Here is a 26473-nt window from a genome sequence, read left to right as displayed (position 1 = left end):
CCATCCCGAACTCGGAAGTGAAACGCCCCTGCGCCAATGGTACTTCGTCTTAAGACGCGGGAGAGTAGGGCGCCGCCGGGCATGAATAATCCACACCGACAAATCTCTACAAAATAAAACAGAACAACATATCAGACAAAAGCCCCCAATGCATAACGCATGGGGGTTTTTTGCGTTTTGGAATTAGGCTGTCCTGAATGAACGTGCTGAAAACACTGCGAGCAAAGCTCCAAACCGCCCAGAACCAAAGCACTCCCTTATCCCTGAATATACAGCCTAAAGTTTGCCTCAGCGAAACCAAAGCAACGACTTCAAGGGATGGAAACGTATTGCCTACAAATGCTGTGATGAGACAAACGCTGCAGCCGCCCATGTATCTCAATGAGAAGGGGAGTGAGCCTGTGGGAAGGGCACATCTCCCTGCCCCAACCAAAATGGTGATAAGTGAACGAGAGGCGGCGGTTGTTAACTGATGCCCTTCGCCAGGTGGATGTGTTCAGCTGCAGTCGGAACGACCCTGCGCTCCCTTTTGCGTTTGTTGGCGGTATTTGCACACGAAATTGTGCCGTGATTGCTGCGCATTCGAAGGTAATGCGGAGGGCGCATTCTGCGCCAGGATGAGATAGGTGGGATAGCACCCGTAACTGCTCTACGCTGTTTGCTGACTACAAAAGAGATGGAACTATTCTTGCGCTACCTTGGGTTAATAAGAGTGAGCGTGTGTGATGGGTGCTCTTTATCGGTAGCCAAATCTGAAAGTTAGTTGAACGGGTACCGAATTGGATTTTGATTGTGTTATCTTCGTTGCAATTATCGGCTGTGTTTGATGCCTTTTTTTGATTGCTAGGGAGAGACTACATTGACGCGGGATGAATTTGATAATTATTGCAAGTCATTGGTTGGGACGAGCAATGTCATTCAGTGGGGGAATGCTTCGGTTTGGAAGGTTGGAGGGAAGATCTTTGCGATTTGCTCTAACTGGGGAGAGGACCGTCCTGAGATGAAAGGGATCAAGATCAGCTTTAAGTGTTCAGAGCTTTCCTATCAGATTCTGACGGAACAGGAGGGCATAATTCCGGCGCCTTATCTGGCTCGGGCGAAGTGGGTTCAGATTGAGACTGCGCAGGCGATGGCTGATGAAGACATCAAGGATTATGTTCGCAAGGCGCATAGCATTATTGCGAGGAAGCTGACCAAGAAGTTGCAGAAAGAGATTGGGTTTGTTGCAGCTTAAGTGTGTCTGATCACGTGGGGCTCTGAATAACTGATCGTGCTGATTTTAAGGTTTGCGTTCTTTTGTGCAGATTTGCGTTATTTGCGCGAAATGTGCGTTGCTCGTGGTTCTTATTGAGTGGTTTGGTGTCTGGCTTTTGCACCGCGCGCATTTAATTTTGAACGGGGGAGGTTCTATCATAGAACCACCTAGCGGGCATATGTTTACCCCGTGGAATTTGCCCTATTTTTTATGCCCGCTTTTCCAGATGTTACGCTGGCATCCGCATATAAAAGTTATCCCCCTCTGAGGATCTTTCTTTACTCATAAGCTTGTCTTTGCAGAGTATAGCGATCATTCGTGCTCGGTGCTCGGTGCTCGGTGCTCGGTGCTCGGTGCTCGGTGCTGCATATATGAAGCATCAGATGCCACGCTTCCGGGCATTGTGTTAGGCGCCTCCTTGTCATTTGACTGAAGCCAAGCAAGTGGAGCGCGCTATTGCGAGACACTCCTTATCCGCCCGAAACTTGAGATTGCTTTCGCTGGCTTGTGTTTTGTGCCAATAAGACGCTATGGATCTGAACCAACTTGATGATCGGCTGAAAGCTGACTGCGAGAAGTGTGCTGCACTGTGCTGTGTGGCGCTTGCCTTTGATAAGGCGAGTGTTTTCCCGTTTGATAAAGCTGCTGGTGAGCCTTGCCGAAATCTTGAGAGCTGTGGGACCTGCAAGATCCATTCTGATCTGGCGACGACCGGGTACAAGGGCTGTGTTCAGTTTCACTGTCATGGAGCTGGGCCGATTGTCACGCAGGATCTGTTTTCAGGGAACACATGGCAGAGGCAGCCGCATTTGTTGCGGCCCATGATGGAAGCCTTCTGGGTGTTTCTGCGGCTTCAGGAGCAGGTGTTGTTGCTGAGGCATGCAGCCAACTTGCCTTTGCCAGATGCTAAGCAAAAAGAGCTGCATGCATTTTTGGATGAGCTGTGCCCTGAGAACGGCTGGAGCTGGGGTGCCTTTGAAAATCTGGATCAAGCGAAAGTGTCCGCAGATATTAAGGGCTGGCTTGCTTCCCTGCGGGATGTGCTGACCTAGCTTTTAGATTATGCGATTTCGGGCTTGGTGGCTTTGACCATCAGGAAGAAAGCAGAGAGATCTTTCTAACGGTGGAAGCGTGGCACCTGTTGGATCGCATCCTCTGTTGGTTCGGGGCCCAGAATCTCTTTGATTTGAAGACCTGCCTTGATGATGGGATTTAGATAATCGCTCAAGGCGTAAGGGAATCTGGGTACGCTGAAGCGCTGGATCTCTGACTGGTGTCCACGCCGTGCGAAGCTCCATTGATCTTCGACGTGTCTTTGGTCCAAGCACTTGGAGACAACCAGATCTGTCGCCTCTCTTCCCTCGTCTCTTCGCTAGGAAAGCCAGTGTTGGAGCTGAAGGAGTTGGTTGCGTAGGTAATGTCTAATGGGGCTTTTGCTCCTCGGCAATTGCATGGCGATCATGTTCTTTGAAAGATCAGCGCCAGACATGTGAGCACCTGCTCTTGCCAGCTTGTGGGTGTTGTTGCCTTCCCCGCAGCCGAGATCAATTGCTGATATTGCTCAGAGAGGCCTCAAAGGCATAAGAAATTATGAGGTATGACTTTTTGAGCCCTTTGTGGACATTCATAAAGCTGCAAAATGCTGGTGCCCATTTGCAGGTGCAGTATGGGTAGCTCGTTATAGCTCACATAATAATATTGTAGATTTACTATACCTATCTCTGTGCTCTAAGACGTTCTGCAACTTTGCGTTTTGCTTGAGAGATTTGTTGCAATGTAAGGTTATTTGCAATCTTCTCTATGGCCTGCTCTGAGATCTTCATCCCATTCGCCTGTGCTACAGCAAACCAGACATATGCATTTATATAGTCTTGTGGGATACCTCGACCTTCAGCATACATCAACCCGAGATTATACTGCGCATCAGCAATGCCTTGATCTGCGGCAAGGCGGGCCCACTCAACTGCCTTGCCATCATCCTGCGGCAAGCCCTCCCCATTGGCATATATTGACGCAAGATTATTTTGCGCTTCCCCAATGCCCTGCCTAGCGGCCAGGCGAGTCCATCTGACCGCTTCGCCTAGATCTTGTGGCACGCCTAAGCCTTCGGCATACATCGCACCGAGATTATACTGCGCATCAGCAAAACCCTGATCTGCGGCAAAGCGGGTCCACTTAACTGCCTCGCCATCATCTTGCGGCACGCCCAAGCCTTCGGCATACATCACACCGAGATTATATTGTGCATCAGCAATACCCTGATCTACGGCAAGACGGTACCACTTAAATGCTTCGCCTAGATCTTGTGGCACGCCTAAGCCTTCGGCATACATCGCACCGAGATTATACTGCGCATCAGCAAAACCCTGATCTGCGGCAAAGCGGGTCCACTTAACTGCCTCGCCATAATCCTGCGGCACGCCCAGGCCTTCGACATACATAAACCCGAGAAAAAATTGCGCATCAGCAAGACCCTGATCTACGGCTAGGCGGGTCCACTTAACCGCCTCGCCATAATCCTGCGCCACGCCCAAACCTTCGGCATACATCATTCCGAGAATAGATTGCGCATCAGCGACGCCCTGATCAGCAGCCTTTCTATACCACTTTATCGCTTCCTCATCGTTCCGCAGCACGCCCAAGCCATTGGAATACATTAACCCAAGAAAAAGTTGCGCATAAGAGTGGTTCTGATCTGCGGCCAGACGAGTCCACTTGACCGCCTCGTCATGATTTTGTGGTACGCCCTTTCCGTTGGCATATATAGACCCAAGATTAAACTGTGCTTCAGGAAGGCCTTGATCTGCAGCCTGTCTGTACCATTGGACGGCTTTACCATCATCCTGCGGCAAGCCCTCCCCCTTGGCATATTTTGCAGCTAAATTATTTTGCGCTTCCGCATCGCCCTGCACAGCAGCCCGCCGGAACCATTTGACCGCTTCGTCATCATCCTGCGGTACGCCCTGACCGTAGTCGTACATAAATCCGAGAGTATTTTGCGCACTAGCATGACCCTGCTCTACGGCAAGACGGGTCCACTTAACCGCTTCGCCATCATCCTGCGGTACACCTCGACCTTCGGCATACATCAACCCGAGATTATACTGTGCATCAGCAAAACCCTGTTCTGCGGCACGGCGGTACCACTTCAGCGCTTCCATATCGTCCTGTTGAACGCCAAGGCCGTCTTCGTGCATTTCGCCTAGCTTATTTTGTGCAACTGGGTCACCATCCTGAGCGGACTTAACAATACCCTGATGTTCAGAACTGAAGGCAGGAAGAAGAAAAAGGCATGGCCCCAAAATAACGATAACGCGCAATGACGCTTTAAAAAATTGCAGTGGCATAATTCACTCCCAGATTCGGAGCAAAGTAATCATTCTCAGCTTCCATTTCAATTGTGGCTTATTGGCGGGAGCGGGACATGGCTGACGCAGGAAACCTCAGAGTTATGATTTCCTGCATGTTCTTCAATTGAACTCCAATACGAGCAATATAGCATGCAACCTGATATCGCATCAGCGCACTAGCTGCGATTGACCGCTTTGTCCGCGTTTAAGCCCTCGTCAGTATGAAATTTTATTATTGAGTTTGAGAGCTTATTCCTCTCCCTCAAATACAGGAGATGGAAACAGGTTCCGGTAGGCATCCAGACCGGCATCTGCGTCGTTTTCAATTGATCTGCGTTTCGGGCACTATGGTTGGCAACAAGGGCATTGGTGGGCTGCTCTGCTGGCATGGCAATGCCTCTGAGCTGTTGATTTGCTGAAAAGGTTGCGGACATGACACATAGGACTAGGCTTGTCGAGCAGTGATGGTCAGCCCTGATCTCTTAGATTTCCGTGGTGTTGGCATGCTGCATTGTGTATAGGAGTGCAACTCCTTTGGCAGGTGATATTGCGGCGTGAACGACACTTCAAAAACAATCAATTTTGACCATGTGTCCATTGAACGGAGCGGATCGACGATCATCAGTGATCTGAGTGTTGCGCTGCCGGATCAGCGGGTTGGGATTATTGGTCGGAACGGGTCTGGTAAGTCTACGCTTGTGCGCAGCCTGAATGGTTTGCTGCCGGTGAGTGCAGGCTCTTTGCTGGTTCATGGTGTTTCTGCTGAGGAAGGGGCCAAGAAGCTGGCACGGGTGACTGGGTTTGTGTTCCAGAACCCGGATCATCAGCTGATTTTTCCGACCGCTCTGGAAGAGCTGAGCTTTGGCTTGCGCCAGATTGGAGTGGGCAAAGCAGATGCAAAGGTGCAGAGCCTTGCGCTGTTGAGAGACCATGGCATTGAGCAGCTGGGAGAGCGTCCGGTTCACGAACTTTCTGAAGGTCAAAAGCAGCTGATCTGTATTTTGGCGGTGCTCATCATGGAGCCGAAATTGTTGGTGCTGGATGAGCCGTTTTCCAGTCTGGATTTGCGGACACGAGTGGCACTGCGACGGAAGCTGGAGAAGCTGGATCAGCAGATCCTCTTTGTCAGCCATGAGCTGGATGCGCTGAGTGACTATGACAAAGTGCTCTGGATTGAAGACGGCAAGCTCAAGCAGTTTGGTGTGCCTGCGGATGTGTTGGCAGCTTATCAGGCGCATGAGCTTTCTGGCGCGGACCTTCACTTTGAAGGGGTAGCGCGCGCATGATCTCCCTTTACATGGCGGGCAACAGTTGGGCGCATAAGCTTCCTGCCAGAGTGAAGCTGATCTTTTTGTTTGTGCTGAGCCTGCTGATCATCCCGTTCAATACGCTTTGGTTCTCTGCTGCACTGCTGGTGTTTGTGGTGGCGCTTTATGCGACGCTTGGCCGGCGGGGGCTGGAGAAGGTGAAGGTGGTTCGCCCGCTGCTCTGGATGATGGGGATCATCTTTCTGGTGCATGTGTTTTTAGGCGATATTGAGCAGGGCATCATTGCTGTGTTGCGTCTATTGGCGATGGTGCTCCTTGCCAACTTTATTAGTATAACAACGCATATGGAGGCCTTGATGGATGCGGTGGAACCGTTGTTCCGGCCTCTGCGTGTGTTTGGCATCTCCCCAAGGCGCGTCTCGCTGGCAGTAGCTTTGGTTATCCGGTTTGTTCCGGTGCTGCTGGCGGTTTATGCGTCGCTGCAAGAAGCGTATAAAGCCAGAACAGCCCACGCCAACAGCTGGCGCTTGCTTGCCCCATTTGCGTTACACGCGATTAAAATGACAGATCATGTTGCCGAAGCTTTGACAGCCCGAGGCGGGGCTGACGGCTTTGACCGTGATAAGAAATAGATAGGATGACTATGTCTAGCGATCGTTCTCTTGTTCAGATTGCATTTTATGCGGCGCTGATTGCTGCTCTGGGTTTGGTGCCCAAGATTGAGCTGGGTCTTGCTGGCGGAATTCCAATTACTGCACAGTCGCTTGGTGTGATGCTGGCTGGCATGATGCTTGGTCCGGTGCGTGGTGGGCTTGCTGTTGCTTTGCTGCTGTTTCTGGTGGCGCTTGGCCTGCCGTTTCTGGCTGGTGGCCGTGGTGGCATTGGCGTGTTTTATGGCGCGACAGCTGGCTATCTGGCAGGATACTTTGTTGGTGCGATTGTTGTTGGGGCGATCATGAAAGCCATGCGCAACATGAACGTCGTGTTTGGTGCGGTTGTTTCCGGCGTGATTGGCGGCATTGTTGTGGTGCATGCGCTTGGTGTGCCGGTGCTGGCTTACAAAGCTGGTATGACCATGGAGAAAGCCATCATGGTTGGCAGCTTGCCGTTTCTTCCGGGTGATCTGATCAAGGTTGCTCTAGCTGCTGTTGTCGCGCACACAATTGCACGCGGTTTGCCTTCTGCAATGCTGTCACGCAACTAAGCGAGCTCAAGCGAGTTTTGAGAAAGCCGGTTCCTTTGGGGCCGGCTTTTTTCGTGCGTACTCTTATCCGAAAACCGGAGCCACTGTGCTGGAGTACGCCTTAGAGCATGTTGCGTTCATATGCATTCACGCACCAAGCTCTAACTCTTTAATTTTGCGCGTATTCTTATCCGAAAACCGGAACCACTTTTCGGGAACACGCTCTAATGGATCAGCGCTTCATCCAGATGCTTCAAGGCTTTGATGAGGAGGCCCTGGAGGATGAAATCTTCGTCCCATGGCAGCACTTCAAGGTTTACTGAATCCAGCAGAGGTGCCAGCAGGCCGCTTTCCAGCCCTTTGTTCATGCCGTGCTTGAAGAGGTCGTAGGCTTGCATGGCCTTGCCAGTGAGGACGATGCGGCTTGGGTCCAGCAAGGAAATGGTGCGGGCGAGGCTGACGCCCAATGCAAAGCCTGCATCTGTGAAGACCTTTTGTGCCTGCGCTTCACCTATGCGGGCTCTTGCGCGTAGGTTCTGAATGTACTCCGGCCCGTAGAACATGGCGGAGGGAGAGGTTTCCTTGGGAAGCTTCTGGGCTTCACGGTAGAGCGCGTAGTCGGCGATGTAGGCTTCCAGACAGCCCTTCTTGCCACATCTGCACGCAGCTCCTTCTGGCGTGAAAGGTGAGTGGCCGTATTCAGCTGCGGCTCCGGTTTCGCCACGGTAGAGCGCGTTTTTGATGAAGATGCCCATGCCAACGCCGCGGTCGATATACACCACGACAAAATTGCCGCTGTATTTCTCAGCGTCCTGCCGGTGCAGGGCTTCGGCGATCATGTTGGTGTCGTTGTAAAGCGTGCAGGTGATGCCGAGGGTCTTGGAGAGCTTGGCAGTGAGTTCCACCTGTCGTTCTGCAATGGTGGGTGACCAGATGATGGAGCCGTTGCGTTTGCCAACGATGCCTTGCGTTGCCACGGTGATTTCCATGACGCTGCGGGCGCGAAGCGGCTGTGTTTTCATCAGCGCTTTAATGTGGCGGGCGAGCAGGGTGATGAATGCTTCACCGCCCATATCGGAGGATTCCACCATGAACTTGGCTTCGGCATGCTGGTGGCCGGTATAGTCCACCAGAGCAAGCGAAACACGGTCTACCGAGAGTTTGACCGTGACCACATGGGCGACATCATCACGCAGACGCAGATAGGTGCGCGGGCGGCCACGGGTGTTGGCATCCGGACTGGGCTGTTCTTCCACCTCTGTGATCAGGCCGCGATCTTTCAGATCTGCAGTGATGGAGGTGACGGCGGCTAGAGAAAGACCTGTTAGCCGGCCAAGGTCAACACGGGCCAGAGTGGTATGACGCCGCAACGTGGACAACACCACGAACCGGTTTTGGCGACGAACCTGCTCTCTACTGGCTTTTTCGATCATTCGAGTACTGGCCTGCACTGTGTGTTCAAAACATGTCCGCGTTCATTTGTATTCACGCCTTAGGCCCTGAACATTTGTTTTCTAGCGCATTCTTTTATCTGCGAGATAAGCATAAGTATTTGAGGACCAGTAAATAAAGAGAGTAATCGTATAAATCAGCGTTTTCACCCGAAAGTTGAGGTGACCTAATCGTAAGTCCTAGCTCGTTTGTTGAGGTGCTGTTCCGTCATCTTCATCTGTTTGAGCTGGCAATGTTTCTGGCATCAGGAACAGGTACATTGTGCCGCCAATGAAGGCCAGAACCGCAAGGGTGATGAAGGCGGGAGAATAGCCGAAAAACTGGACGATTTCTTCAGCAAGCAGGTTGGATGCAGCCGAACCAATGCCAACCACGGCGGCGAGGGCGCCTTGCACCAGATTGAAGCGGCCTGTGCCTCGGGTCAGATCCGCAGCGATGAGCAGGATAATAACGCCAAAGATGCCGTTGGCGATGCCATCCAGTGATTGCACGGAGATGAGTGCAACGGGATCTTCCAGCCACATGAACAGCATGCCGCGAATGGGCAGAATGAAGAAGGCGAGCAGGAAGAGCGGCTTGCGGCCCCATATGTCAGCTCTGGCAGCGCAGATGATGGACATGATTGTCATCCAGAACTGTGCCACGACGATGCAGGTTGCCGCGAAGGCGACCCCAATGTTGACGTTGGAATTTACCGAGAGCTTCTGCCCGACCAGTGGCAGCATAGCTGCATTGGCGAAATGGAACATGAACACGCAGAGCACCAGTGTGAGCAGGCGTTTGTCTGCCAGGATAGTGCTGACGGTAGACGGTTCATCGCCATCGTTGGGAGTGTGGTGCAAGCCGCCTCGTGCTGCGTTGTGGTTGATGGCCGAGCCGCTGACCATGCCGATGCTGATTGCCATGCCGACGGCCATGAGGGCAACAAGCCAGAATACGCCTTCTGCCGAGATCCACAGTGCGAGACCTGCGCCCAGAATGGCGGCAAACACATTGCCGGAATGGTTAGCGGCCTGATTGGCGCCCATTTGCACAGTGAAGTGGTCTGGTCCTGATATGCCCAAAGTTATGGCGGCGATGCAGGGGCCGACAAAGGCGACGGCAATGCCCATGAAGATCTGCGCGATGTAAATCACGGCAGGATACTGCGAGAACAGCAGGATTGAGATGGTTGCGAAGCCGATGAGCAAGGCGCAAGAGGCGAGGAGTAGACGTTTTTTGCGGGTGCTGTCGATGAAGGCGCCAGCTGGTGTTTGCAAGGCGACGGTTGTCAGCGAGCCAATGGCGAGGACCATGCCGATGTTGCCGGGGGACCATTGCAGGCCCGTGAGCAGGTAGATTGCAAGATAAGGTCCAATTCCACCCACGACATCGCCGGCGAAGAAGTTCGTCGAAAGCATTGCCTTGTTGAGTTTCATGGAGACCCTGGACTGTTGCGTGATCTGCGTTGAGAATAGGTGAGAGTTCTCTCCAAGCCCCCAAGGATTTTGGTCTATTGTCGAAGTGGCGGTTAAGCTGCTGTCAAACCACGGTGGCTACGGTGGGGCATGTCGGTTTCTCTTGCTGTTTCCGCCCTCATTTTCCTCGGAATTGCCGTGCGCCAGTGGCTTCCGCCCAAGGTGCGGATCTGGCACATCATGCTGGCGGGCGCGATTGTGCTGTTGGTGCTGGGGGAGATCAGGCCTGTGGCCGCGTTTCATGCGGTGGACTGGCAGCTGATCTTCTATCTGTTTGCCCTGTTCAGCATTGCCTCGTCGCTGTATGACACCGGCCTTTCGCAGGAAATTGCGGATATGCTGCTGAAGCGGGCCAACGCTGGCGTCGTGCTGCTGTGGTTCATTGTGGCCTCGGCGATTTGTGCAGCGGTGCTGACCAATGATGCGGCAGCGGTGATTGGGGTGCCCATTGCTATTATCCTGAGCCGTGCCTTCAAGTGGAAACTGGCGGTGGTTTTGGTGACACTGTGTGCCGCGGTGACGGTTGGTTCCATGGTTTCACCCGTTGGCAATCCGCAGAACATTCTGGTGGTGAATGCTGCTAATTTTCAGAATATGCTGGCGACGTTCATTGTGTGGGCTCTGGTGCCCGGTGTGATCTGCCTTGTGGCTGTGTTCTTCCGCTTCCACCGGCTGGTGAAGAAGAATGGATCGGACGAGAGTGCGTTGGTCTCTGATGACGTAGAAACGCAGGCAGAAGCGGTTGAGGTGAGCCGGCGGCAATGGCCTGCGATGGTTTCTGTTGTGCTGCTGGTGGGCATCATAACAGGCGATAGTTTGGGGCGGACGTACTTTCACCTTGGTCCGCTGCCGTTTGGCTGGGTTGGGCTGCTGTCCTGCCTGCCGATCTATCTGGCAGGAGATGAGCGCCTGCGGGTGTTCAAGGAGGTGGACTGGGCGACGCTGATCTTCTTTGTGGCCATGTTCATCGTCACTGGCTCGCTCTACCAATCCGGCTCCCTGCAATATCTGCTTGGCTCCTTGCAGGGAGAGCTGGCAGACCTGACGATAACCGCTGTGGTGAGCTTTTGGGCCAGCCAGCTGTTTTCCAACGTGCCGGTGGTGGAGCTTTACCTGAAGCTGCTGGATGGCGGCAGCACCGGCACCTTCATGATGCTCTCCACCATCTCCACCGTGGCCGGAAACCTCTTCATCATCTCCGCTGCCAGCAACGTCATCGTGGTCCAGCAAGCTGAGAAATTCGGCGCCACCCCCTTCACCTTCTGGCAATTCTGCTGGTGGATGCTCCCGATTACGGCGTTTTGTGTGGTGGTGAGCTACGGGTGGATTTGGGCGCTGACGTGGCTGGGTGCGGGGTGAGTTTTGGAGACAAAGCGGACTTTCACCACGAGTGCGATAACTCAGATTAGAAGAAAGCCAAAGCTAGCTTGGAGGGGCAATACCGGGCACTCGAGCGGCTCAATCAAAGGTTGATCCAGTTTTGGGGATGAGATTGCAGTCTCTGTCTGGTGACCTCATCTCGGCGCGTGATTGCGTGGGGTTTAGGAAAATCAGGATCATTTAGAGGCTTTCTCCCCTTGCGTTCGCCGCTTACTCATTTAAATTGAATTTCCTTTAGGACGAAAAAATGTATAGAAGTCTTGTTCTTTTTTTCTGTTTTTCGGCTGTAATAACTGTGGTCTTAGCCCAACCAAATGATGACCGATCCGAAAAAATCACGACGCTTTTCAAAGCAAAATGTGTAGATTCATTGGTCAACTATGAAGCGGCGAACGTTGCCGACCTTTCGCCAATGGACGAGGCCAGCATAAAGCAGCTGGAAACAGCGTTGGGAAATAGCTTTGCAGGTTGGAAACTGTGGTTTGATAATCAGAGCCATGCAATCTTGTCATTGAAAGATGCAGCAGATCCGAACCCATGCACTTTGATGGTGTTTGGGTTACCGCATGCGTCTGCCGCCGCGACTTGGCGCCGCCTTGAGAAAATGGACGGCATAAGAATTAACGGCCGATTCAGCCCCCATGCATCCAAAAAGCAAGACCAAGCTACCATTCGAGACGGTGCGCAAGGTGTAATACACGCCAGTGGAGTGGATTTCGTTCAAACTACTCTGAATTTTTGGGGTAATGTTGAAAAAGGGACGCTCGTGCTCGTATCTGTCAGAGTTCCGCAGTCAAAATATGCTTGCGAATTATTTCCCGAGAAATGTGATCAGTGAGCCCATTGGTCGTTTGCCATGAGGTCAGCAATGTCCGCAAAGGTCACTCAGCACCATGCTGACCAAAATCGACCTACAGTTAAGGTCACTCACTGGCCGTCCGCAACTGATCACTAAGCGCCATACTGCATCCGCAAACCTCTACGCTCTGTTCATTGGCTGCCTTGGGTTCTCCCAAACACAAAAAGACCGAAAGCCCCGAGCCTTCGGTCTTTTTCAGTCGTGGGTACCGCTGGTTACTCTGCTGCGTCGTGTTTTATGACGCCGCGTTGGATTTGGTCTTCTTCAATGCTCTCAAAGAGGGCGCGGAAGTTGCCTTCGCCGAAGCCTTCGTCGCCTTTGCGTTGGATGAATTCGAAGAAGATTGGGCCGATGACGGTTTTGGAGAAGATCTGTAGCAGGATCTTGGTCATGCCGCCGCCAATGACGCCTTCGCCATCAATTAGGATGCCGTGTTTGGCCATGCGGTCGAGTGGCTCGGTGTGGCCGTGCACACGCTCGGCGCTGCGGTCGTAATAGGTCTGTGGTGGGCCAGGCATGAACTTGAGGCCGTCTTCTGCCGGCTTGTCGGTGGCTTCATAGATGTCATCGGTGCCCACAGCGATGTGCTGGATGCCTTCGCCTTTGTACTTGCGCAAGTACTCTTCGATCTGGCTGGTGTCGTCCTTGGACTCGTTCAGCGGAATGCGGATTTTGCCACATGGGGATGTGATCGCGCGGCTGACGAGGCCGGTGATGCGGCCATCAATGTCGAAGAAGTGGATCTGCTTGAAGTTGAAGAGCTCGCGGTAGAACGTCCACCACTTGTCCATGTTGCCGCGATAGACGTTGTGGGTCAGGTGGTCGAGGTAATAGAAGCTTTTGCCCGTTGGTTTGGGGTCTGCTTCGTCCAGCCAGTCGAACTCTTCTGAGTACGCAGAGCCTTTGTCGCCGTACTTATCGATGAAGTAGAGCAGGGAGCCGCCGATGCCTTTGATTGCGGGTGCATCAAGGGTTTTGTCGGAGCCGGTGTAGGCTTCCGCCCCGCGGTTGATGGCATGCTCAAAGGTCTGCTGTGCATCAACAACGCGCCATGCCATGGACGGGGCGCAAGGGCCGTGCTCGTCAATGAAGCGGGAGGCGAAGCTGTTCGGCTCTGCGTTGAGGATGTAGTTCACATCGCCCTGACGGTAGAGCGTGATGTTTTTGCTCTTGTGCTTTGCAACAGGTGCAAAGCCCATGCGGCGGAAGAGGACGTCCAGCTTTTCCGGCTCTGGGTGGGCAAATTCAACGAACTCGAAGCCGTCGGTGCCAGCAGGGTTTTCTGCTGTAATCTCAGCTGGTCCTGCATCATGCGGAAATGGGCCCATTTGTTCCTCCTCAAACAAGGCGATGAAGGCTGTTTGTCATCGTTTGATACGATGAAAACTGCCTTCCTATTCGTTCTGCGTATCTTTGTCCGAAAACCGGTTCCCACTTTTCGGCGATACACTGCAATTTAGAGCCATTCTGAAATATCTGTGGCGCGACAGGTTTGCATTCTTACGTAAAATCACGCAGTATATGCACAAATTGTGCGTCATATATTGATTTGGTGCGAATGATGATTGAGCTAGACCAGTTTGACCTTAAGTTACTTGCAGCGCTGCAGGAAGACGCCAGCCAGACCAATCAGGAGTTGGGAGAGGTGATTCACCTTTCTGCCTCGCAGGTTTCGCGTCGGCGGACACGGTTGGAGCAAGAGCGGGTGATCCGTCGCTATAAGGCGGATCTTTCGCCGGAGTATCTGGGGCTGGATGTGATGGCGTTTGTTGGGGTGGCGCTGGCCACGCACAACAAGGAGAACGCCAGATTGTTTCGCGATCTGGTGCGCACCATTCCCAGCGTGCAGGAAGCCTACGCCATGACGGGGGACATGGATTACATGCTCAAGATCCGGGTGAAAGATCTGAAGGCCTTGAGTGAGGTGATCAACAATGATCTGCTGCCTCATGAGGCGGTGCAGAACGTGCGCAGCTCCATCGCGATGGATACGCTGAGGGACGACAACCACTTGCCGCTTGGGCAGTAGACAAGCTCTCAAACATTACAATTTTGTCAGGTTGTGTTTTTGCGGGATGGGGCATCTTGAAGTGAAAACTTCGGGTTCCCATCTCCATAGAGATTTGACGGGTAACGTCCAAAAGCAAAGGGATAGGTTTACAGATGTTCGACAGCAAGGCACTTCTTGATCAGTTCTTAGGTTCCAACGGTGGCAATCAGGCCCGTGGTGCTTTGGACAAAGGGCAGTCGTACATCAAAAACAATGCCGGCGGACTTGCTGGCGGTGCCGTTGCTGGTGGATTAGCCGGATACCTTCTTGGCAGCAAGAAGGGCAAGAAGCTTGGCAAAAAGGCCGTGAAATACGGTGGCATGGCGCTGGTTGGTGGCCTTGCCTACAAAGCATTCCAGACATGGCAAGACGGTAAGAACAATGGCGGCGGCGGTGCAGCTGCGCCTCATGGTTCTGCGCAGACGCAAGCTCAGGCTCAGGCGGCTCCCGCAACTGTTGTGCCTGTGCCGGAACCGCTCGCCCTGCCGGACCCGACTGGCACTGCGTTTGATCCGGATGTAGGGAATGGTGATGCCAAAGAGTTTGCTATGGCGCTGATCGTTGCGATGATCCAGGCGGCCAAAGCGGATGGCACTGTAGACGGTGACGAGATGCAGCGCATCTTTGAAAAGCTGGATGAGCTGGGCCTGGGTGCTGAAGAAAAAGCGTTCGTGTTGGATGAGATGCGCGCGCCACTGGACATTGACCGTGTGGTGGCGTTTGCGACCTGTCCGGAAACGGCTGCTGAAATTTACACTGCATCACGCCTTGCGATTGACCCGAACCTACCTGCCGAGCAGGCCTATCTGATGATGCTTGCCGCACGGCTGGAGCTGGATAGTGGTTTGGTTACGGAGTTGGACAAGGCGATTGCGGCGGCTCAAGCGCAGGCCTGAATGCGCTGATATTTGAATTGCTCGCAAATCGGGTGGTTACGGTTTGCGGAAGGCCATAGGTTGCTCCCAACTTGAGGAGTGACCTATGGCTTTTTTTATTTCTGGATTGAAATCCAACGAGTTTGATGCGCTGAACGGCTTGAGCGAAGAGCAACTGGCAGAGCGTAATGTGGTTGTGTATGTGGCTGATGAGAAGCCGGGCTTTCCGTGCCGTGTCACACTGGATGATGCCGAGGTTGGGGAGCGGGTGTTTTTGCTGAACTATGCCTACCAGCCAAATGACACACCCTACAAAGCGTCCCATGCGATTTTTGTGCGCGAGAATGCAGTGGATGCAATGCCCTATGAGAATGAGGTTCCGGTGTCGCTGTCCTCCCGGTTGTTGTCACTGCGCGGGTTTGATGCAAACCACATGATGATTGAAGCGGATATCGCGCAAGGGTCTGACATCAAACCGATGCTGGAGAGCTTCTTTGAGAACCCGGATGTCTCTTATATTCAAATGCATTATGCGCGGCGCGGGTGTTTTGCGGCGGTGGCTCATCGTGGGTGATCTAAACATATCTTACTAGTGCAAACCTCCCGCTCAGTTTCTATCCTAGGCAGCATCGAGACTTAGGGCTTGGGAGGGCCGGCATGCGCGCATTGGGAACCTGGGATTACATCGTGGTTGGGGCTGGCTCAGCGGGCTGTGTTGTTGCAAACCGACTTTCTCAGGACCCGGATGTGAAGGTGCTGCTGCTGGAAGCTGGTGGGAACGATAAACATCCCTGGGTGCATATCCCCGTTGGCTATCTGTACTGCATGGGCAATCCGCGTATGGACTGGGGTTTCCAGACCGAGGCCGAACCGGGGCTGAACGGGCGCAAGCTGAACTATCCGCGCGGCAAACTGCTGGGCGGGTGCTCTTCCATCAACGGCATGCTGTATCTGCGCGGACAGGCGCAGGATTATGACAACTGGCGCCAGCTGGGTCTGACTGGCTGGGGCTGGGATGATGTGCTGCCGTACTTCCTGAAGTCAGAGGATCATTATGCAGGGTCTTCCGAGGTGCATGGGGAAGGCGGGGAATGGCGCGTTGAAGAGCAACGTTTGTCGTGGCCGATCCTTGACCGTTTCCGCGATGCTTGCGAGGAAGTGGGCATTCCGAAAATTGACGACTTCAACGGCGGTGACAACTTCGGCTCCTCCTATTTTCAGGTGAACCAGCGTAAGGGCGTGCGTTGGAGTACGTCCAAGGGGTTTTTGAAGCCTGCTGAGAACAGAGGAAACCTGAAGGTTCTGACGAATGCACAGGCGACTGCGCTCGTGTTTGGCGGGCGCCGCGCGACTGGTGTTTGCATGATGGTGAACGGCGAAATGACTTCTGCTGCCTGTACAGGAGAGATTATCCTGAGTGCAGGGGCCATTGGATCGCCGCAAATTCTGGAATTGTCCGGCATTGGGTCTGGTGAGCGATTGACCCAGCATGGCATCGACATGGTGCTGGATCAGCCTCAGGTTGGCGAGAACCTGCAGGACCATCTGCAGATCCGCAGCATCTACAAGGTTCAAAACACCGTTACGCTGAACCAGCGAGCCAACTCGTTGATTGGCAAAGCGAAGATAGCGGCTGAGTATGCGCTGAGCCGGTCTGGTCCAATGTCCATGGCGCCCAGTCAGCTTGGGGTGTTTACGCGCTCCGACAGTTCTTATGAAACGCCGAATATTGAGTATCACATTCAACCGTTGTCGCTGGATAAGTTTGGCGATCCGCTGCACGAATTTCCGGCGATTACAGCGAGTGCTTGTAACTTGCGGCCAGAGTCTCGCGGCAGTGTTCATATCGGGTCCGGCAATGCAATTGCACATCCCAAGATCCAGCCAAACTATCTTTCTGCCGAGAGTGACCGGCGTGTGGCGGCAGACAGTTTGCGCCTGACACGGACAATCATGGAAACCAAGGCGATGGCCGAGTTTTCGCCGGAGGAGTATCTGCCGGGTGCGCATGTCGTCAGTGATGAAGACCTTGCTATTGCAGCGGGAGACATCGGCACCACCATTTTCCATCCTGTGGGGACGTGTTCCATGGGGGCTGTGGTTGATGAGCGACTGAAGGTGAAAGGCGTTGAGGGCCTGCGCGTTGTTGATGCTTCCATCATGCCTCGCATCGTCTCCGGCAACACCAATTCTCCGACAATTATGATTGCGGAGAAGGCATCGGATATGATCCGCGAGGACCGGAAGAATGCGGTGGTTGCCTGTTAGAGAGTTCACTGGAATGGAGAGGTCTGGATTTGTTGAAACTTGACCACATAACCGTCATTGCACCAACCTTGAATGAGGGTGTGTCCCATGTTCGGAGTTGTCTTGATCTGGATGTACCGTTTGGGACGCGCCACACCTATATGGGGACGCATAATCACAGGCTCCAGCTTGGAGAGAGTGTTTATCTGGAGATAGTCGCGCTTGATCCGAATGGAGTTAAGCCGCCTCGTGCACGATGGTTTGGCCTTGATGATCAGGAAAAAGTGCGAGCGGACTGGGAGGAAGGCCGACGTCTTCGGGGCTGGGTCGCAAGTTCGGAAGATATCGGCGGAATTTCATCCAAATACACTGGGATCTTTGGTGATGAAGTTTCGCTTCCTTTTGTCGATCCTGAATTTGCATTTTCGATCCCCAAGGATGGTTCCCTGCCGCTAGATGGGGCTTTGCCTTCGCTGATTGACCACCGGGGCGTGCCAACTTCCATGTCGGAAATCCCAGATATGGGTGCACGACTGCATAGTCTGACAGTAGAGCATCCTGATCCAACTGAGATCGAAAGGCTCTACGACGAATTTGCCTTAGACCGTCCACCGTTGGTCACTGATGGGCCAAAAGTGCGTTATCGGGCGCAAATCGAGACGTCTACTGGTGTTAAAGAGCTGAGTTAGCAAACAAAAGAGAAGCTGCCGGTGTTTTGGTCACCATTGGTTTTGTGCAGTGGGACACATCAGCACCAAGGTGTGAGGACCAGAAAAATGCGGTGGCAGCTTAGACGTGGTCTGACTGGGCCCTGTGGTTACTCGCATTCTTTTTCGCGCTCGAAGTAATCGCGCAGCAAGCCTACTCGTTTGGGGCGGAAGGATTCTTCCAGGAAATCGACTGACTGGATCCGGTCCAGCCGGAACATGCGGAAATCTTCTCGTAAACAACACCAGGAGATCAGAGCCTGCACTTCGCTGAAGAAGTAGATGGTGAGCGGCCAGACTTTACGTTTTGACAGGCGGTCTTTCAGGTCCAGATAATTCAGAGACACCGCCTGTTCATTCCAGATTGCTTCGCGAAGGCCGGGGAAGTCTGCCTCGGATGTGGGCGTGTTGCGCAAGATGTGGCTGCCGACGGTTGCATGCCGCAATCGCTGGCGCATGCTTTGCGGAAGGCTTGCTTCCAACTTCACCAAAGCATTTTGTGCTGCATACGTGAATTCTATGTTGCCGAGTTTGGCGACGGTATGCAGGCCAAGGGCCAGCGCTTCTACCTCGTCGGCTTCAAAATGCATTGGTGGCAAGGAGGGGTCTTCTGTCAGCGTATAGCCAAAGCCTGCTTCCCCATCAATGATTGCGCCGGAGGACCGAAGGCTTTGAATGTCGCGGTAGATGCTGCGTTCTGATACTTCCATTTCCAAAGCCAGCCTTGATGCCGTCACTGGTGAGGGCAATCGCCGTAAGACTTGCATCAGGCGAATTAGGCGGTCAGAGCGGCTCACGAACAGTCTCCAGTTTCAACATGTCTACGCATGATTGAGTTTAAGTATAACCATGCTGACAAGAATTGTCAGGAGCTCTTTCGTATTTAGGTGCAGCACAGAGCTAACACATCAAGTTCCAGGAAACCGGCCATGGAGATGGGCATGTCGCACCTAAAGAATATTTTTGTAATTGGAGGAATCCTCGCAATGTCTACTAGTTTTTCAACCAGCACTTCAGCCGCTGAAACTGCGGATAAACTTAGTATTGTCAATCCCCAGAGCCTTTATGATCCGTCTGCCCATGGCTACAGCGTATCCGTGGTTGCGCCAGCTGGTGTGCGGGTTGCTTATGTTTCCGGGCAAGGTGGGGCCGACGATAAAGGCGCTTATTCGCCAGAGTTTTCAGTACAGGTTAAACAGGCTTATGCCAATTTGGAAAAAGTGCTTGATGCGCTTGATGCCACACCAGCTCAGGTTGCCAAGCTCACCGTTTATGTGGTGGACCATGATCCATCGAAACTTGGCGTGCTGACTCAGAATGTCATGGAGATGTTTGGAGAAACGCTGCCGGCACAAACGCTGGTTCCTGTTCCTAAACTGGCAATTGACCCGATGCTGTTTGAAGTGGAAGCGGTTGTTATTCTTCCATAGTTTTTGCCAGGCACGCGTTTCCTTTGGGATGCGTGAGCAACTGCGATGAAGCTCTCTTATTCCTCTCAGAGCAGTCCCTAACTGAAGCGTTTAATGATGCCTTTGCAGAAGTTGAGGCATCATTGCCGGAGCCGAGGAACCGAACGCCAGCAGTAAAGGTCTCTGAGCATGCATGATGTGATTGTGGTTGGGGGGAGTTATGCCGGAATGGCAGCTGCTTTGCAGCTGGTGCGGGCGCGCAGGTCTGTTCTGGTGATTGATGCTGGTGAGAGGCGAAATCGATTTGCTGAGCATGCCTATGGCTTTCTTGGGCAAGATGGTGTGCCGCCTGATGAGATTTGGAGACAGGCGCAGCAGCAGCTTGAGGCTTATCCTAATCTGAGCTGGCATCACGGAACGGTTCAGGAGTTCTCTGGTGAGATTGGTGCGTTTTGCGTGCGCACGGACAAAGGCGAGGCTTTCACCGCACATCGTATTTTGCTTGCAACGGGAGTTCGTGATGAACTGCCCGATATTCCGGGTTTGGCAGAGCGGTGGGGCAAGTCGGTTTTGCATTGCCCGTATTGCTATGGTTATGAGTTGAACAATGAGCCAATCGCTGTGATTGCCTTTAATCCCGTCTCACTGCATCAGGCTGAGATTATGCCGGAATGGGGCCCAACGACCTTCTTCACGAATGGTGCGCCTTTACTTGAGGACGAGCAACGCGCACATCTGCTTCGTAGAGGCGTTACTCTCAACGATACTGAGATCAGTCGTATTGAGGGCACTGCCGATATTGTGCTTGAGGATGGCCGTAAACTTGAGTTTTCTGCCATCTTCGTTGTTTCCAACACGTATCCGTCCAACTCACTGGCTCAGTCTGCTGGCTGTGCGTTGGAGGACCATTCCATGGGGCAACAGCTTGTGACCTCTGAGTTCAAGGAGACCACCGTTCGCGGTGTTTTTGCCTGTGGTGACGTCGCCCGTGTGCCGCACTCCGTCTCATTTGCTGTTGGGGATGGTGTTTGGGCCGGAATGCAGGTGCTCCGGTCTTTGATCGATCCGCAGATGTCGAGCGTCTGAGTGAAGCTTAGTGTTTTGACGCCATTGCTTCTTCCCAGCCCTTGATGAGAGCCTTGCGGCGTCCAGGGTATTTGTCGGGTTGAACTTCCATGGAGTGAACCCTGTCTGTTCGGAAGTGCCTGTAATCCTCTCTGGTTTCGCACCAGGCGACGATGTAACGGGCTTTGTTCAGGTAGGCGATGAGCAGAGGCCAGATGATGCGCGTGGTTGGTTTGTCGCTACCATCCTTATAGGTGAGTTGCAGCTTGGTGCGGTCTCGAATAGCACGCCGCAGGATGACACCATCGAACCGCTCAATGGCGGCTGGTGTTGTTGCGATGGGTTTGAGGCCAGCATCCAAAATAATCGGGCGCAGCTCTGGTGGTACGGCAGCAGATAGTTTGGCCACTAAATCTCTTGCAGAGCGCGCAAGGGCTGGGTCTGCTTGTGTTGCGACCCATGCGGCTCCAAGAGCGGCTGCTTCCAACTCATCTGCTGTCAGCATCAAAGGTGGCATGTCGTAGCCATCATCCAGCACATAGCCGGTTCCGGCTTCTCCGGTGATAGGCACCCGCTGGGCCATGAGCTCTGCCATGTCACGGTACAACGTGCGTAGAGAGATTTCGAGTTCGTCTGCAAGAGCACGCCCCGTCACTGGAGACCGGCTTGACCGCAAAATCTGGATGATGTGGAAAAGGCGGTCCGTACGACGCATTGTGGGCTCCTGCTGTCATGCTGCTGCCATAATGGTGTCAGCAGCGCCACTGTATCAATGGTTCAGCACCAAGCAAGATGTTTGAGATGACTGAGGAGAAACCGATGATACGCTGCGAAAGAACGATGGTGATTGATGCCAGCCCGGAAGCTATTTGGAATGTGATTGGCCGGTACATGGACCTTGATGAGTTTGCCCCCCTTGTGAAGTCTGTTGAGGCGTTGACCGAAGGGGCTGATGGCGTTGGTTCTGCGCGGCGTTGCCACTTTGAGAATGGCACCTTCATCGATGAGGAAGTGATGGAATGGGAGCCTAATCACAGAATGCGGGTGCGTCTCTCTTCTATGGAAGCTTTACCGCTGAAAGAAGCGCAAGCAGAGATTTGCATCAAGCCTTATGCCGGTGGGAAATCACAGATCATCTGGTATCTGGAGTATCGCATGAAGTACGGGGCGTTGGGGTGGTTGTTGGGCCAAACGCTCGTGAAAAGCGGGACGGGTAAGGTTATTGATGGCAACCTGAAAGGACTTGCCGAGAAGGTGAAATCCCCCCGTGCAATCGCGGCGTAAAGCATTGAGCGTATCATATTTTAGAAACCGAATTCCAGTTTCTCGGGATACGCTTCAGAAAGAAAGATGCTTGACGAAACCCACGTGGGCCTTGATATGAGTCAGTGGTTCGGGTGGGTTAGGTCCTTATAGTTCAAGCCGGACTCGCGAAATGGAGTATTCTGGCTGTGACTGGTTTCTGGCGTTTTCTTTCTGCTGCTGTTGTAAGCCTCGCGCTGGTTGTTGGCGGCGGGGCTGCATCGTTTGCGCAGGAGCCGGAGCGTATTCTGGTGTTTGCAGCTTCCAGCCTGAAAGATGTGTTGGAAGATGCCGGTGCGCAGTTTGATCAGACCCACAACACCAAGACCGAGTTTTCCTTTGGTGGGTCGCAGACCATTACACGCCATGTTGTTGCCGGTGCGCCTGCTGATTTGCTGGTGACAGCAGATGATGCGTGGATGGCGTATGCCGTGAAGAATGGTGTGCTGGTGGATGACAGCGTTGTGGAGCTGGCATCCAACGGGCTTGTGCTGGTTGGTTCTGAAGCGCTGGCTTCAGAAGCTGTTGAGCTGAAGCCGCAAGCGTTGCAAGCCGCGTTAACGGATGGGCGTTTGGCGATGGGGGAGCCGGAGACAGTGCCTGCCGGGCGCTATGGCAAAGAGGCGCTGATTAATCTTGGTTTGTGGGAGAGTGTTGCTCAGCGTGTGGCGCCAATGGAGAATGTACGCATTGCTCTGGCTGCTGCTGCGCGGGGGGAAGTGCCTTTGGCGCTGGTGTATTCTTCTGACGCAAAAGTGGAGCAAGGTGTGCGGGTGCTTGCGGAAATACCGCAGGACAGTCATCGTGCTATTGTGATTCCGGGAGCCTTGACCTTAGCGCACTCCAAGAGTAGCGGAGAGTTCATGGCGTTTTTGAAGAGTGCTGAGGGGCGCAAGATCTTTCAGGCTCATGGTTTCAAAGTGAGCGGCGATTGAGCTTTTATCTGACGGATGCAGAATGGGCAGCTATCCAGCTGTCGCTGCAGGTTGCGAGCCTTGCAATTGCGATTGCGCTGCCGCCTGCGGTTCTGCTCGGCTATGCTCTCGCGCGCTGGAAGTTTCCCGGTTATACGCTGGTGAATGCCTTGGTGCATTTGCCGATTGTGCTGCCGCCTGTGGTGACAGGTTATGTGCTGCTGGTGCTGTTTGGGCGGCAAGGCATGCTGGGCAGCTTTTTTGCGGATGTTTTCGGCATTGTGTTTGCCTTCCGCTGGACAGGGGCCGCGCTGGCGGCTGGGATCATGGCGTTTCCGCTGATCATCCGTCCGGTAAAGCTTTCCTTTGAGCTGTCAGATGGCCAGCTGGAAGAAGCGGCGCATTCGCTGGGTACGTCTCGGCTCAAAACCTTTCTGCTGATTACGCTGCCGCTGGCACTGCCGGGTATTCTGAGCGGTGCGATCCTCGGGTTTGCCAAGGCGATGGGTGAATTTGGGGCGACGATTACGTTTGTTTCCAACATTCCCGGAGAGACACGGACGCTGTCACTTGCGCTTTATACCGAGATGCAGAGCCTTTCCGGTGATGCGGGGGCTATCCGTCTGACTGTGATTGCGGTTGTGGTTTCCATCGGTGCTTTGGTGTTTTCCGAGGTGATCTCGCGGCGGCTTTCCCGCAAGTTGGGAGGTCAACATGATTGAGGTTGATGTTGCCAGCCGGTTGGGTGATTTCTCGCTTTCCGCCAAGTTTGCGGTGAACAGTGGGATAACGGCGATCTTCGGCAAGTCCGGTGCTGGCAAGTCCTCGTTGATCCGCATGATTGCGGGCTTGAGCGCGCCGGATAGTGGACGCATTGCGCTGGGCGAGCGTGTTGTGTTTGATCGGGCAGCTTCCATCAACATGCCAATTCAGCAGCGCGGTGTGGGCATGGTGTTTCAGGATTCCCTCCTGTTTCCGCATATGAATGTGGAGCGGAACCTGCTCTATAGCCAATGGGCAGCGGGGCGTAAGTCTGCTGTCAGTCTGGGTGAAATTGCAGAGCTGCTGGGGATTGCTCATTTGCTGAAGCGGCGGCCTCATGGGCTTTCCGGCGGTGAAAAGCAGCGGGTGGCGATTGGGCGGGCGTTGTTATCCAATCCGCAGCTGCTTGTGCTGGATGAGCCGCTGGCCTCGCTGGATGCTTCGCGTAAAGCGGAGATCCTGCCGTATCTTCTTAAGCTGAAGAACGAGTTCGGCATTCCTATGCTGTATGTGAGCCATAGCCTGGGTGAGATTGAACAACTGGCGGATACGCTGGTGTTGCTGGATGCAGGTAAAGTGGTTGCGCATGGACCGATTGCGCAGATGCTGAGCAATCTGGAACTACCTCAACTGGCAAGCGGGCCGGATGCTGGCTCGCTGCTGTTTGCCACGCTGAACCATTATGATGAGCAATGGCAGATCACCGAGTTTGGTTTAGAAGGGCAGACTCTGCAACTTCCGGGGTTGCTCGGCCAGGTGGGGCAGGATGCGCGTGTTCGCATCAAGGCCAAGGATGTTGCTCTTGCGCGTAAAACGCCAGATGAAGCTTCCATCCGCAATGTACTTTCTGTCGTGATTGAAGGCATTACGGAGACCTCCGGCCCATATGCCGAGGTGGACTGCCGTGTTGGAGAGCAGCATTTGCGGGCGCGGCTGACACGCCATTCTGTGCATGAGTTGCAGTTGGCTGCCGGACAACAGGTATTTGCTTTGATCAAAAGTGTTGCGCTAGACCAGTGAACGAACACGGGTTACACCGTAAGTGATTAGGCGCATTTGGTGATGTCTCGGGAGGCATCACGACGATATTCAAAACCGGATAAGCGACGTGAACAGGACAAGCAGATCTGAGCGATGGCAGCGGGTCTCCAGTGTTGCACTGGTGACGTTTGCTGTGTTTGCGCTTGTGGTGGCCTGGGTCGCGATGCAGTTGAGCAGCCAGTTTTATCTGGCAGACTTGCAAACGCGTGGGCAGGCGACTTTGTCTGTGCAGGCGGCAGGGCTTGAGAAATACCTCGATAAATATCGCTTGCTGCCACCGTTGTTGGCGCGGCGCTCTGATATTGTGCAGATCCTTGCCAATGATGAACATGAGCGCGGGCAGAATGTTGCCAAGGTAATTGCAGGGATGTCTGGCGCGCAGGAGGTCTGGTTTCAAAAGCCTGACGGCCAGATTGTTGCGTCCAACCTGATCGACAACGCCAGTATGGCGGAACAGGGCATGTCCTCTTATGCGGATGCGTTGCAAGCTGCGCGGCAGGGGCGTCTTGGGCGGCAACTGGTTCTTTCCCGCAGTGGTGGGCCTGCCAGCTATGTGTTCATCGCTCCGGTTCGGCAAGGGGAGCACGACTACGGCTTTATTGCGGTTCGTGTGAGCCTTGAAGGGGTTGAGCAATCCTGGGCGCTTTCAAAAGATCGCCTTGTTGCTGTTGATCAAAACGGCATTGTGGTTGCCACCAACCAATCCACTTGGCGCGGAGAGCGGTTGTTTGCACAGCGCACAACGCGACGTGGGCGTGTGTCCGATACTCTCAATGGTGTGATTGAGCAGCGTTGGTATGATCTGGACTTCCAACTTGTGCGATTAAGCCCGCCTTTCAACAAACCCAACTTCCAGATGATTGAGCAGGAGCTGCCTGTGCTGAACTGGAAGGTGGTGTTGTTTGCCGATACCTCTCAGGTTCGGCAACAGTCCATCTGGGCGGCGCTGGTGGCTTTGCTGCTGTGTGTTGTGAGTGGTGGTCTGTTCTGGATGGCGGGTGAGCGGCGGCGGCGTTTGCTGGAGCGTATCCGGCAGGACAAGGTTTATGCGGCGCGGCTGGAAGAGCGTGTGCATGAGCGTACCCGTGAGCTTTCCACCATGAATGCTTTGCTGGCACAGGAAGTGAAAGAACGTGAGGCCGCAGAAAAAGGCTTGCAACAGGCGCAGGCCAGTCTGGTGCAGTCTGCCAAATTGGCAACACTGGGCGAAATGTCTGCTGCGCTTTCTCATGAGTTCAACCAGCCGCTGGGTGCGATCCGCACGCACTCCGAAAACGCTCAGGTGTTGATTGAGACAGGCAAGTCAGACCGCGCACTGAAGAGCCTGGGCAAGATTGTTGCTATGGTGGAGCGGATGGCGGCGATCAGTCAGATCCTGAAAGGGTTCACCCGTAAAGCGGGACGTGACCTTGTTCCGGTGAAGGTTTCTGCCGTTGTTGGTGAAGTGCTGATGCTGACGGGGCCACGCTGCAAGCAGATGGGCGTGCACACTGAGGTGGTGCAGGACGACAAGTCCATTGAGGTTCTGGCTGGGCAGGTTCGGCTTGCGCAGGTGCTGATGAACCTGATGAGCAATGCGCTGGATGCCATGAAAGCGCAGGCTGAACCATGCATCCGGATTTCGGTTACTCATCATGAGCAGCAGGTGGTCATTCGCTTTGAAGACAATGGACCAGGCGTGCCAGAGGATGTTGTTGCGAGCATTTTCGACCCGTTCTTCACTACAAAGGATGTGGGTGAAGGATTGGGGCTTGGCCTTTCCATTGCCTATAAGATAATCGAGGATTTGGAAGGGCAGCTGCGCTATGAGCAGTCTGAGCTTGGCGGCGCATGCTTTGTGATTGTGCTGAAGGATGCCACGGAGACTTCCGGCGATCTTGAGGAAGAAGAAGTTTAG

At 53.7% G+C, this 26473-nt stretch carries 25 protein-coding genes; 19 read left to right on the top strand and 6 right to left on the bottom strand.

The window, feature by feature from the left end:
* Positions 1–859 precede the first annotated feature (859 nt).
* Together PsAD13_RS24715 and PsAD13_RS24710 are read left to right on the top strand one after the other, a co-directional pair.
* A complete protein-coding gene (locus PsAD13_RS24715; protein WP_063291828.1) occupies positions 860–1234 on the top strand; it encodes an MmcQ/YjbR family DNA-binding protein in 375 nt (124 codons plus the stop codon).
* A 551-nt stretch (positions 1235–1785) separates the two neighbouring features.
* Positions 1786–2307, top strand: coding sequence for a hypothetical protein (locus PsAD13_RS24710; RefSeq protein ID WP_063319767.1), 522 nt, complete (start codon positions 1786–1788; stop codon positions 2305–2307).
* 663 nt (positions 2308–2970) lie between these two features.
* On the opposite strand, the gene PsAD13_RS28540 is transcribed toward PsAD13_RS24710, so the two are convergent.
* Positions 2971–4602, bottom strand: a complete 1632-nt coding sequence (locus tag PsAD13_RS28540; RefSeq protein ID WP_063319766.1) for a tetratricopeptide repeat protein — start codon at positions 4600–4602, stop codon at positions 2971–2973.
* A 557-nt stretch (positions 4603–5159) separates the two neighbouring features.
* Between PsAD13_RS28540 and PsAD13_RS24700 the strand changes: the two genes are divergently transcribed.
* Genes PsAD13_RS24700 through PsAD13_RS24690 form a run of 3 tightly spaced genes read left to right on the top strand, consistent with a single transcriptional unit; the run spans position 5160 to position 7077 of the window.
* Positions 5160–5891 (top strand): ABC transporter ATP-binding protein, encoded by a 732-nt coding sequence (locus tag PsAD13_RS24700; protein WP_063291824.1) that lies wholly within the window; start codon positions 5160–5162, stop codon positions 5889–5891.
* Entirely contained in the window at positions 5888–6505 is a 618-nt protein-coding gene (locus PsAD13_RS24695; protein WP_063290403.1) for an energy-coupling factor transporter transmembrane protein EcfT, read from the top strand. The genes PsAD13_RS24700 and PsAD13_RS24695 overlap by 4 nt, the downstream gene beginning before the upstream one ends.
* A gap of 5 nt (positions 6506–6510) precedes the next feature.
* A complete protein-coding gene (locus tag PsAD13_RS24690) occupies positions 6511–7077 on the top strand; it encodes a biotin transporter BioY (RefSeq protein ID WP_084404815.1) in 567 nt (188 codons plus the stop codon).
* Between the two features lie 203 nt (positions 7078–7280).
* Here PsAD13_RS24690 and PsAD13_RS24685 read toward each other — a convergent pair whose 3' ends face one another.
* Together PsAD13_RS24685 and PsAD13_RS24680 are read right to left on the bottom strand one after the other, a co-directional pair.
* Positions 7281–8489, bottom strand: coding sequence for an ROK family protein (locus PsAD13_RS24685; RefSeq protein WP_063319764.1), 1209 nt, complete (start codon positions 8487–8489; stop codon positions 7281–7283).
* A 198-nt stretch (positions 8490–8687) separates the two neighbouring features.
* The gene (locus PsAD13_RS24680; RefSeq protein WP_063290400.1) at positions 8688–9926 is read right to left on the bottom strand and encodes an MFS transporter; all 1239 of its coding nucleotides are present in this window, start codon (positions 9924–9926) and stop codon (positions 8688–8690) included.
* 129 nt (positions 9927–10055) lie between these two features.
* Here PsAD13_RS24680 and PsAD13_RS24675 point away from each other — a divergent pair, with 129 nt between their 5' ends.
* Both PsAD13_RS24675 and PsAD13_RS24670 read left to right on the top strand, forming a co-directional pair.
* The gene (locus PsAD13_RS24675; RefSeq protein WP_063319763.1) at positions 10056–11324 is read left to right on the top strand and encodes an SLC13 family permease; all 1269 of its coding nucleotides are present in this window, start codon (positions 10056–10058) and stop codon (positions 11322–11324) included.
* Positions 11325–11592: 268 nt separating this feature from the next.
* Positions 11593–12183 carry a hypothetical protein gene (locus PsAD13_RS24670; protein ID WP_063319762.1) on the top strand — a complete coding sequence of 197 codons (591 nt, stop codon included), beginning with the start codon at positions 11593–11595 and terminating at the stop codon, positions 12181–12183.
* Between the two features lie 236 nt (positions 12184–12419).
* On the opposite strand, the gene hppD is transcribed toward PsAD13_RS24670, so the two are convergent.
* Positions 12420–13532 (bottom strand): 4-hydroxyphenylpyruvate dioxygenase, encoded by a 1113-nt coding sequence (gene hppD, locus PsAD13_RS24665; RefSeq protein ID WP_063319761.1) that lies wholly within the window; start codon positions 13530–13532, stop codon positions 12420–12422.
* 233 nt (positions 13533–13765) lie between these two features.
* Here hppD and PsAD13_RS24660 point away from each other — a divergent pair, with 233 nt between their 5' ends.
* From PsAD13_RS24660 to PsAD13_RS24640, 5 genes are all read left to right on the top strand, one after another.
* Positions 13766–14233: an Lrp/AsnC family transcriptional regulator gene (locus PsAD13_RS24660; protein WP_008551672.1), complete on the top strand. Its 468-nt coding sequence runs from the start codon at positions 13766–13768 to the stop codon at positions 14231–14233.
* A 134-nt stretch (positions 14234–14367) separates the two neighbouring features.
* On the top strand, positions 14368–15150 hold the full coding sequence (locus PsAD13_RS24655; RefSeq protein ID WP_063291814.1) for a tellurite resistance TerB family protein: 783 nt from the start codon (positions 14368–14370) through the stop codon (positions 15148–15150).
* Between the two features lie 85 nt (positions 15151–15235).
* A complete protein-coding gene (locus PsAD13_RS24650; protein WP_063319760.1) occupies positions 15236–15703 on the top strand; it encodes a DUF1203 domain-containing protein in 468 nt (155 codons plus the stop codon).
* An 83-nt stretch (positions 15704–15786) separates the two neighbouring features.
* The gene (locus PsAD13_RS24645; protein ID WP_063319759.1) at positions 15787–17397 is read left to right on the top strand and encodes a GMC family oxidoreductase N-terminal domain-containing protein; all 1611 of its coding nucleotides are present in this window, start codon (positions 15787–15789) and stop codon (positions 17395–17397) included.
* Positions 17398–17426: 29 nt separating this feature from the next.
* Complete coding sequence (locus PsAD13_RS24640) at positions 17427–18065, top strand: VOC family protein (protein ID WP_063319758.1); 639 nt, start codon at positions 17427–17429, stop codon at positions 18063–18065.
* 128 nt (positions 18066–18193) lie between these two features.
* Here PsAD13_RS24640 and PsAD13_RS24635 read toward each other — a convergent pair whose 3' ends face one another.
* Positions 18194–18880: a YafY family protein gene (locus PsAD13_RS24635; RefSeq protein WP_063319757.1), complete on the bottom strand. Its 687-nt coding sequence runs from the start codon at positions 18878–18880 to the stop codon at positions 18194–18196.
* Positions 18881–19024: 144 nt separating this feature from the next.
* On the opposite strand from PsAD13_RS24635, the gene PsAD13_RS24630 reads away from it, so the two are divergent.
* A complete protein-coding gene (locus tag PsAD13_RS24630) occupies positions 19025–19513 on the top strand; it encodes a RidA family protein (RefSeq protein WP_063319772.1) in 489 nt (162 codons plus the stop codon).
* A 168-nt stretch (positions 19514–19681) separates the two neighbouring features.
* On the top strand, positions 19682–20578 hold the full coding sequence (locus PsAD13_RS24625) for an NAD(P)/FAD-dependent oxidoreductase (RefSeq protein WP_063319756.1): 897 nt from the start codon (positions 19682–19684) through the stop codon (positions 20576–20578).
* A gap of 7 nt (positions 20579–20585) precedes the next feature.
* Here PsAD13_RS24625 and PsAD13_RS24620 read toward each other — a convergent pair whose 3' ends face one another.
* The gene (locus PsAD13_RS24620) at positions 20586–21272 is read right to left on the bottom strand and encodes a YafY family protein (protein ID WP_063319755.1); all 687 of its coding nucleotides are present in this window, start codon (positions 21270–21272) and stop codon (positions 20586–20588) included.
* A gap of 104 nt (positions 21273–21376) precedes the next feature.
* On the opposite strand from PsAD13_RS24620, the gene PsAD13_RS24615 reads away from it, so the two are divergent.
* The 5 genes from PsAD13_RS24615 to PsAD13_RS24595 all read left to right on the top strand — a co-directional run bounded on the left by PsAD13_RS24615 (position 21377) and on the right by PsAD13_RS24595 (position 26473).
* A complete protein-coding gene (locus tag PsAD13_RS24615) occupies positions 21377–21841 on the top strand; it encodes an SRPBCC family protein (RefSeq protein WP_208986919.1) in 465 nt (154 codons plus the stop codon).
* 167 nt (positions 21842–22008) lie between these two features.
* Positions 22009–22794 (top strand): molybdate ABC transporter substrate-binding protein, encoded by a 786-nt coding sequence (gene modA, locus PsAD13_RS24610; protein ID WP_063319753.1) that lies wholly within the window; start codon positions 22009–22011, stop codon positions 22792–22794.
* Positions 22791–23495: a molybdate ABC transporter permease subunit gene (gene modB, locus PsAD13_RS24605; RefSeq protein WP_063308292.1), complete on the top strand. Its 705-nt coding sequence runs from the start codon at positions 22791–22793 to the stop codon at positions 23493–23495. The genes modA and modB overlap by 4 nt, the downstream gene beginning before the upstream one ends.
* Positions 23488–24555, top strand: coding sequence for a molybdenum ABC transporter ATP-binding protein (modC, locus tag PsAD13_RS24600; protein ID WP_063319752.1), 1068 nt, complete (start codon positions 23488–23490; stop codon positions 24553–24555). Before modB ends, modC begins: the two co-directional genes overlap by 8 nt.
* An 88-nt stretch (positions 24556–24643) precedes the next feature.
* Entirely contained in the window at positions 24644–26473 is a 1830-nt protein-coding gene (locus PsAD13_RS24595) for an ATP-binding protein (protein ID WP_063319751.1), read from the top strand.

The sequence above is a fragment of the Pseudovibrio sp. Ad13 genome, from assembly GCF_001623225.1.
Classification (GTDB): Bacteria; Pseudomonadota; Alphaproteobacteria; order Rhizobiales; family Stappiaceae; genus Pseudovibrio.
The sequence above is the reverse complement of the archived record's forward strand: the minus strand, read 5'-3'. Positions and strand labels throughout refer to the sequence as shown.

Excerpts from the sequence above, each read along its gene's own strand:
- PsAD13_RS24710 (WP_063319767.1), top strand. The coding sequence starts at position 1,786 with ATGGATCTGAACCAACTTGATGATCGGCTGAAAGCTGACTGCGAGAAG.
- PsAD13_RS28540 (WP_063319766.1), bottom strand. The coding sequence starts at position 4,602 with ATGCCACTGCAATTTTTTAAAGCGTCATTGCGCGTTATCGTTATTTTG.
- PsAD13_RS24695 (WP_063290403.1), top strand. The coding sequence starts at position 5,888 with ATGATCTCCCTTTACATGGCGGGCAACAGTTGGGCGCATAAGCTTCCT.
- PsAD13_RS24690 (WP_084404815.1), top strand. The coding sequence starts at position 6,511 with ATGACTATGTCTAGCGATCGTTCTCTTGTTCAGATTGCATTTTATGCG.
- PsAD13_RS24685 (WP_063319764.1), bottom strand. The coding sequence starts at position 8,489 with ATGATCGAAAAAGCCAGTAGAGAGCAGGTTCGTCGCCAAAACCGGTTC.
- PsAD13_RS24680 (WP_063290400.1), bottom strand. The coding sequence starts at position 9,926 with ATGAAACTCAACAAGGCAATGCTTTCGACGAACTTCTTCGCCGGCGAT.
- PsAD13_RS24675 (WP_063319763.1), top strand. The coding sequence starts at position 10,056 with ATGTCGGTTTCTCTTGCTGTTTCCGCCCTCATTTTCCTCGGAATTGCC.
- PsAD13_RS24670 (WP_063319762.1), top strand. The coding sequence starts at position 11,593 with ATGTATAGAAGTCTTGTTCTTTTTTTCTGTTTTTCGGCTGTAATAACT.
- hppD (WP_063319761.1), bottom strand. The coding sequence starts at position 13,532 with ATGGGCCCATTTCCGCATGATGCAGGACCAGCTGAGATTACAGCAGAA.
- PsAD13_RS24660 (WP_008551672.1), top strand. The coding sequence starts at position 13,766 with ATGATTGAGCTAGACCAGTTTGACCTTAAGTTACTTGCAGCGCTGCAG.
- PsAD13_RS24655 (WP_063291814.1), top strand. The coding sequence starts at position 14,368 with ATGTTCGACAGCAAGGCACTTCTTGATCAGTTCTTAGGTTCCAACGGT.
- PsAD13_RS24650 (WP_063319760.1), top strand. The coding sequence starts at position 15,236 with ATGGCTTTTTTTATTTCTGGATTGAAATCCAACGAGTTTGATGCGCTG.
- PsAD13_RS24645 (WP_063319759.1), top strand. The coding sequence starts at position 15,787 with ATGCGCGCATTGGGAACCTGGGATTACATCGTGGTTGGGGCTGGCTCA.
- PsAD13_RS24630 (WP_063319772.1), top strand. The coding sequence starts at position 19,025 with ATGTCGCACCTAAAGAATATTTTTGTAATTGGAGGAATCCTCGCAATG.
- PsAD13_RS24625 (WP_063319756.1), top strand. The coding sequence starts at position 19,682 with ATGCATGATGTGATTGTGGTTGGGGGGAGTTATGCCGGAATGGCAGCT.
- PsAD13_RS24620 (WP_063319755.1), bottom strand. The coding sequence starts at position 21,272 with ATGCGTCGTACGGACCGCCTTTTCCACATCATCCAGATTTTGCGGTCA.
- PsAD13_RS24615 (WP_208986919.1), top strand. The coding sequence starts at position 21,377 with ATGATACGCTGCGAAAGAACGATGGTGATTGATGCCAGCCCGGAAGCT.
- modC (WP_063319752.1), top strand. The coding sequence starts at position 23,488 with ATGATTGAGGTTGATGTTGCCAGCCGGTTGGGTGATTTCTCGCTTTCC.